Consider the following 6393-nt stretch of genomic DNA (forward strand, 5'->3'; position numbering starts at 1 on the left):
AATTAATATAGCATATACGATACCAACTACAGCACCTATTTTTTCTAAGCCAAGCGGTAATATTATAGTAGCAACTCCAACTATATAAGAAAATGCTCCTGAAAGCTTCGCTAATTTATTTTTATCTTCAACAAACGTTTCTTCTTGATATCCTGCTAACAAAAACAACCTCTTTTTCACATGTATTTGATACCCTAAAAAAATGATAAGTAACCCAACAAATAAACAAACTAAAAATCCAGCTAACATATACTCCCCCTCCTCTACAATATTTTACTATACATAAAAAACAAATTAGAAATTTCAGTTTATTAACGAGTCATTCTGTGATATATTGCATATTGTATTCAATTTGTATTTTTAGAAAGGAGAATTTTAGATCATATGGATTCAAATCGATTAAAAGGAATTATAATGGTCATAATCGGTGCTTGTTTATGGGGCTTGTCTGGTACAGCTGCACAACAACTTTTTCAATATGACAATGTTTCAACCGAATGGTTAGTTACGATCCGTTTACTTATATCTGGAATTATTTTGCTCATTATTTCCTCATTCGGAACGAGAAAAAAAGAGATATTTAGCATTTGGAAACAAAAATCTGATGCTATTAAAATGATTTTGTTTGGTCTATTCGGTATGCTTGCTGTACAGTATACGTATTTCGCTTCAATTAAAGAAGGAAATGCTGCCGTGGCAACATTATTACAATATTTAGCTCCTATATTCATCACTGTATACTTACTTTTCAAATGGAACGTTCGTCCATCAAAAATTGATTTCATTTCAATTACCCTTTCATTAGTAGGCACTTTTCTCTTACTAACAAACGGGTCTGTTCATAACTTGGCTGTTTCTACACCAGCTATTATTTGGGGGATTTTATCTGGATTATCTCTCGCTTTTTATAGTTTATATTCAAAGGAATTGTTAGAAAAATGGTCTTCCTCCGTTATCGTTGGATGGGGCATGATTATTGGGGGTATTGGTGTAACGATTGTACACTTTATTTCTACAAACGAATTCATTTTATTATCAACTATGAAATATGTAAAACTAAGTACCCTACCGCTCATCACATTTGTCGTCATTTTCGGGACACTTATTGCCTTTTATTTATACTTAGACAGCATACGATACCTGACTCCGAAAGAAACAACATTATTTGGTTGCACAGAACCACTCGCAGCTATTATTTCTTCTGTACTTATATTGCAAGTGCCATTTCAATCTTTTCAGTTATTAGGCGCTTTTTGTGTCATTGTAATGGTGCTCATCTTAAGCCAAAAGCCGGATGAAGGGAAACAAAAATTAAAGCTTGTTCATGCAAAAAAGGAAAATATACAATGAAAGGATTGAATTCACTATGCCTGTCCCTCAAAATTATAAAAAACCAGGAAGAGTTTCAGCAAAATCACTCGTTTTAAATCAACTACAAAATTGGATTATTGAAGGTGTACTGAAGCCCAATGAAAAAATTAATGATGGGGAATTGGCTGAGGCACTAGGAGTAAGCAGAACACCTGTAAGAGAAGCACTTCAAATATTAGAGCTTTCTGGATTAGTGGAAATGGTACCAGGGCAAAAAACGAAAATTGCTCCTATTAAGTTAGACGACGTATCTATCATTTATGAAACGATGGCTGGTCTTCACTCTATTATAGGAAAGCAAGCTCTTCAAAACATTACAAACGCTGATATTCAACTACTTTCTGAAATAAATGAGCATTTTCAGCAATCTATAGAGAAAAAAAACGCAAAACAAGCTTTAGAATTAGATATACAATTCCACAATACAATTTCTTCTATTGCTAAAAACCAATATATTGAACCCTTTCTAGAAAATATACAACTTCACGTTTTACGTCTTGAATATTTGTTTTTCCAAAACTTTGTTCCAGCAAGTCAATCTATTGAAGAACATCACTCTATCATTCAAGCATTACAGAAGCAGGACGAAAAACAAATGGAACAAATAATGACCCAAAACTGGCTCCGTCCCATGAAAGAAATACAAAAAATAATTTCTACGAAATAAAAAGAGAGCTGGTTACACAAAATCGTAACCAGCTCTCCTTTTACTAATCTATATAGCTACGCCTGAATATTCGCATAATCTTCCATATCTTCGTACTCTTTTTCCAATTCCTCTAAAGACAGCTCGTATAATTGTCGGTCGCGAATCTTAAACACACCTGCTCCAATTAACTCATCAATTAAATGCCTCTTACGATTTTCAACAGCAAAACGGAGTTGACTACTCATCTTTTAAAAAACTCCTTTCTACGATCATTGAAAATGATAATCTCTATCAATTACCACTTTTGATTATAAAAGATGACTCTTTATAAGTAAAGTAATTTCATGAAATATTTACCTTGCAAAGTACTTGTGGCCACATTATATATATGTATGCCGTGCGAAAAATGTTATGACACTTTTTCTTATCCTTTTTCTTTCATACTTTGCAAGTTGTCTCATCATGATTAAATTCACCATCTATTTCTACTTGAATGGTGACATGTTCTACATGAAATTTCTCCTTTAATACATACGTAGCCCCTTTTAATACACTTTTCGTTTCATTCCCTTTAATAATAAGATGACATGTTAATACTTGAAAATCTGATGTGACAGACCATATGTGCAAATCATGAACTTCTTTGACAATCGGAATATTTAATAACGTACTTTTTACCTCTTCAACATTTATGTGCTGTGGTGCACCTTCCATTAATATATGAACCGTATCACGTGTTACACGCCATCCACTAATAATGACTAAAATAGACACAAGAATACTAGCAATCGCATCTGCAGCAGTCCATCCGAAAAATTTAATAAGTAACGCAGCAATAATCGCTCCGACGGAACCCAATAGATCGCCTAGTACGTGCAGGAAAGCACTTCTTAAATTCAAATTACCTTTCACATCTCCGCCTCTCATTAATATCCAAGCTGATAAAATATTAATAAGCAGACCCAGGACTGCAATAATGAGCATCCCATTACTAGCAATCTCAACTGGTTCTTTAAAACGACGGATTGCTTCAATAAAAATGTATACCGAAATGACAATAAGAACGACACCGTTACATAATGCTGCTAACATTTCGACTCGCTTATACCCGTATGTTTTCGCAGTTGTTGCTGTTTTTTCTCCGAGTTTAAACGCAAGTAAACTTAAAGCTAAAGATACTGCATCACTTAGCATATGCCCCGCGTCAGATAGTAGTGCTAAGCTATTTGTTACAAATCCACCAACAACTTCTGCAATCATAAAACTTGTTGTTAGTAGGAAGGCAATTAGTAACGCCTTTTTATTTTTTGAATGACCATGATCATGCGAATGTCCCATACTTATACTCCTTTAAGTACAATATCTGTATGTTAGTATGAAACAAACTCCCCATCTTTATCCCGAATTGACTGATTGTAAACGCCCGCTTCCTCTGTATACACACTTCGCTATTTTTTAAACAATCCCTTTTTCTCAAATAAAACAAGACTACTTCTTTTTTATTTTCATATTGTTTACTAATGAAAGAATTTTTAAGGAGGGGACGAAATTGAAAAGACTGTTTCTCTGTATGGAGCGTGAACTTGTTGTAGTGAAAGAACTATATGGTCACTTTGAAACAACATATCACTTACAAAATATGCAACCTACCTGTATTGCAGTTGATCCATTCCAACAAAACCGTGTATATTGTGGTACATTTGGACGAGGTTTATGGTTAAGTGACGATAGTGGGGATTCATGGAGACCAATTGGAGATTCTTATCGTTACTTTGATTTCCCTAAAGAAGATGGTATTTTGCACTCCTCTATCACTTCCATAACAATAAGCTCAAATGAACAAGTTAACGGATATGGGGTCGTTTATGTCGGCACAGAACCGAGCGCTTTATTTCGCTCTGAAAATGGTGGTGAAACGTGGACTGAACTTAAAAATATGAAATCATTATTATCTTCTTATACATGGGCTTTCCCGCCTAGACCTTTTACCCATCACGTACGCTGGATTACAGTTGATCCAAACAACCCTAATACAATACACGTTTCAATCGAAGCTGGTGCTGTTATTCAAAGTAATGATAAAGGGCATACATGGATTGATAAAAAATTCGGTGCTCCTATCGATGCTCATCAATTACTTATGCACCCTGAAGCACCAAATCGCCTTTATGCATCATGTGGTGACGGATTTATGGGCGGACCTGATCGTGCTTATCTTGAGAGTTATAACAATGGAAACAGCTGGATCTCATGTAGTGCAGGACTTGAACATCATTATTTATACAGCATGGCTATTGATCCGGCTGATTGCGATACAATTCTCGTTTCTGCCGCACCAAGTGCTGACCTCGCTCATCACCGTATTCCTTATGAATCTTATATTTATCGTAAAACGAAAGATACTCCTTTCGAGCAAGTACAACAAGGTCTACCATCTGCAATCGGCACAGTCATCTCAATGTTTGCGACAAATCCTGCAGAACCACATACATTTTACACTTTAAATAACAACGGCGTGTTTCAATCCAATGATAGCGGCAAATCGTGGGAACAACTAAATATTCCTTGGAAAGATGAATATAAAACGCAGCATCCCCATGCGTTACTCGTAACTAGTTCTTAACGAAAAAAGACTGCCTAAATGATTTTAGGCAGTCTCTCTTTTATTTCTTTAAATCAATGACAATATCATCTAACACAATATCTTTGCTCTTCGCTTCTTTTTTCGGCACTTCTATTTTCTTCTCTTTCCCATTCACATACTCTACTCCACCATGATTTTCAGGTGTATGTACTCGCAAGTGCACGCGAGGTGTAACGATAAGCTTTGTTGCATTTTCGTTTAGTTTTTGGAAGGTGGCACTCCAATGGATATTGTAAGGATCGTTGCCACTTCCCCCATTTCCTTCACCCGAATAAATATTCCCTAAATCATCCTTAACCGTCAATTCAACATCTACACTATCCCATTCTTTCCTCGCGCCCTTAGAAACCTCTTGATTGTAATAAAGAATAAATGAAACTGGCGATATTGCGACCTTTTCCATATTTGCTTTTATACCTTCTTTTTCTGAACTCCCACCAATTGTTCTCTCTTTACTATCCACTGATTTTACAGTTAACGCGAAATTCCAATTACCTTGTATTGATTTTTTCCTATCTGGCATCTCTATTCTCTCTATATTCCATCTAAAGTTTACTTTGTCCTTTTTATTGCTATCATGATGCGTCGTTGTTACCATACCTACATACTTTTTTTCAGTAACTTTAGTCATTTTACCACTGCCTGAACTACCATGAGCGTCCATTATATCCAATCCACCTAATATGATAGGATCCTCCCCTAAGTCCTGCTCACTTTCCAGTGAATACGTTATAGATAATGTTCTGCCATCAGAAATTACATCATTAATTGTAACCTTAACCCCATTACTCTCTTTTGTCATATTCAACTCAGTCGAAAATTCCTTATAATTTTCATATAACCCTGTTCTACCATTATCTAAAAATCGGAATATGTCACCTACAATTGGCAATCCCCCGGCATATGTAGGAAATCCGATACCAAGAGTTGCAACCGATAACCCTACTAAAATTGATGCAGCAGCGACACCCTTCTTCCAACTTTTCATCTTTTTCTTCGTACGTATCGATTGTTTTACATTTCGTTTTACTTTTTCCTTTTCAATTTCAGAAGCCTCAATTTCTTCTAATTCTTTTTCATCTATATCAATATCATTTAATAGTTCATAAATGTCTTTCATATTGCACTACCTCCAAAACTAATTTTCGTAGCATTTTGTTGTAGTTTCTTTTTCCCCCGGTACACTCGATTATCAATTGCTGCCCGAGTTAATCCTAACTTGTCACCTATTTCCTCTGTCTTCATACCAAGTAAATATTTCATAATGAACACCTTTTGATCTAGCGGTTCTAATTGATTAATGAGCTTCAATAATTCTTCCCTATCTTCCATAACGATTAATTCGTCTTCTGCTGATTTTTCTGTACTGATATGAAACTCATCTGAAATGATTTCTACTGTTTTAGTCGATTTCCGGTAATAATCAATTGCTTTAAACTTCGCAATCGCTGCAATCCACTTTTTAAAATCACTCGGCTCTCCATGGAATTTATTTGCGTTATTCCAAATGGAAAGAAATATATCGTTTATACATTCCTCTATGAGTCCATCATTTTGAATGGGAAGTAGAACTTTATGCGTGATCCCCTTTATGAGTGGTAAGTATGTATCGACAACGAATTCTAACGCGTCTTCTTTTTGCCGCTGTAATCTTTTTATAAAATTTTTCTCATTTGATTTCATGTAGCGATTCCCCTTATTGTTTTGTAAAAGCTTTTACACCCTATAT

General features: G+C 35.2%; 8 protein-coding genes. 3 read left to right on the forward strand and 5 right to left on the reverse strand.

Annotated elements, in window-relative coordinates:
• The coding region (locus tag ACQGS6_RS20995; protein WP_426965530.1) for a DUF3784 domain-containing protein at positions 1–249 on the reverse strand (249 nt) is incomplete at its 3' end.
• Positions 250–384: 135 nt separating this feature from the next.
• Here ACQGS6_RS20995 and ACQGS6_RS21000 point away from each other — a divergent pair.
• Both ACQGS6_RS21000 and ACQGS6_RS21005 read left to right on the forward strand, forming a co-directional pair.
• Positions 385–1350, forward strand: a complete 966-nt coding sequence (locus ACQGS6_RS21000) for a DMT family transporter (protein ID WP_000378087.1) — start codon at positions 385–387, stop codon at positions 1348–1350.
• Positions 1351–1366: 16 nt separating this feature from the next.
• Positions 1367–2038 carry a GntR family transcriptional regulator gene (locus tag ACQGS6_RS21005; RefSeq protein WP_426965531.1) on the forward strand — a complete coding sequence of 224 codons (672 nt, stop codon included), beginning with the start codon at positions 1367–1369 and terminating at the stop codon, positions 2036–2038.
• A gap of 56 nt (positions 2039–2094) precedes the next feature.
• Here the strand turns inward: ACQGS6_RS21005 and fbpA are convergent, their stop codons facing one another.
• Both fbpA and ACQGS6_RS21015 read right to left on the reverse strand, forming a co-directional pair.
• Positions 2095–2265: a Fur-regulated basic protein FbpA gene (gene fbpA / locus ACQGS6_RS21010; RefSeq protein ID WP_000098302.1), complete on the reverse strand. Its 171-nt coding sequence runs from the start codon at positions 2263–2265 to the stop codon at positions 2095–2097.
• A 193-nt stretch (positions 2266–2458) separates the two neighbouring features.
• Complete coding sequence (locus tag ACQGS6_RS21015; RefSeq protein ID WP_426965532.1) at positions 2459–3358, reverse strand: cation diffusion facilitator family transporter; 900 nt, start codon at positions 3356–3358, stop codon at positions 2459–2461.
• Between the two features lie 211 nt (positions 3359–3569).
• Between ACQGS6_RS21015 and ACQGS6_RS21020 the strand changes: the two genes are divergently transcribed.
• On the forward strand, positions 3570–4643 hold the full coding sequence (locus ACQGS6_RS21020) for a WD40/YVTN/BNR-like repeat-containing protein (RefSeq protein WP_001987089.1): 1074 nt from the start codon (positions 3570–3572) through the stop codon (positions 4641–4643).
• A 40-nt stretch (positions 4644–4683) separates the two neighbouring features.
• Here ACQGS6_RS21020 and ACQGS6_RS21025 read toward each other — a convergent pair whose 3' ends face one another.
• Complete coding sequence (locus tag ACQGS6_RS21025) at positions 4684–5784, reverse strand: DUF4179 domain-containing protein (RefSeq protein WP_003312848.1); 1101 nt, start codon at positions 5782–5784, stop codon at positions 4684–4686.
• A complete protein-coding gene (locus ACQGS6_RS21030; protein ID WP_000840006.1) occupies positions 5781–6347 on the reverse strand; it encodes a sigma-70 family RNA polymerase sigma factor in 567 nt (188 codons plus the stop codon). The genes ACQGS6_RS21025 and ACQGS6_RS21030 overlap by 4 nt, the downstream gene beginning before the upstream one ends.
• Positions 6348–6393: the final 46 nt, after the last annotated feature.

The sequence above is a fragment of the Bacillus sp. GMs2/2 genome, assembly GCF_050172095.1.
Lineage (GTDB): Bacteria > Bacillota > Bacilli > Bacillales > Bacillaceae_G > Bacillus_A > Bacillus_A cereus.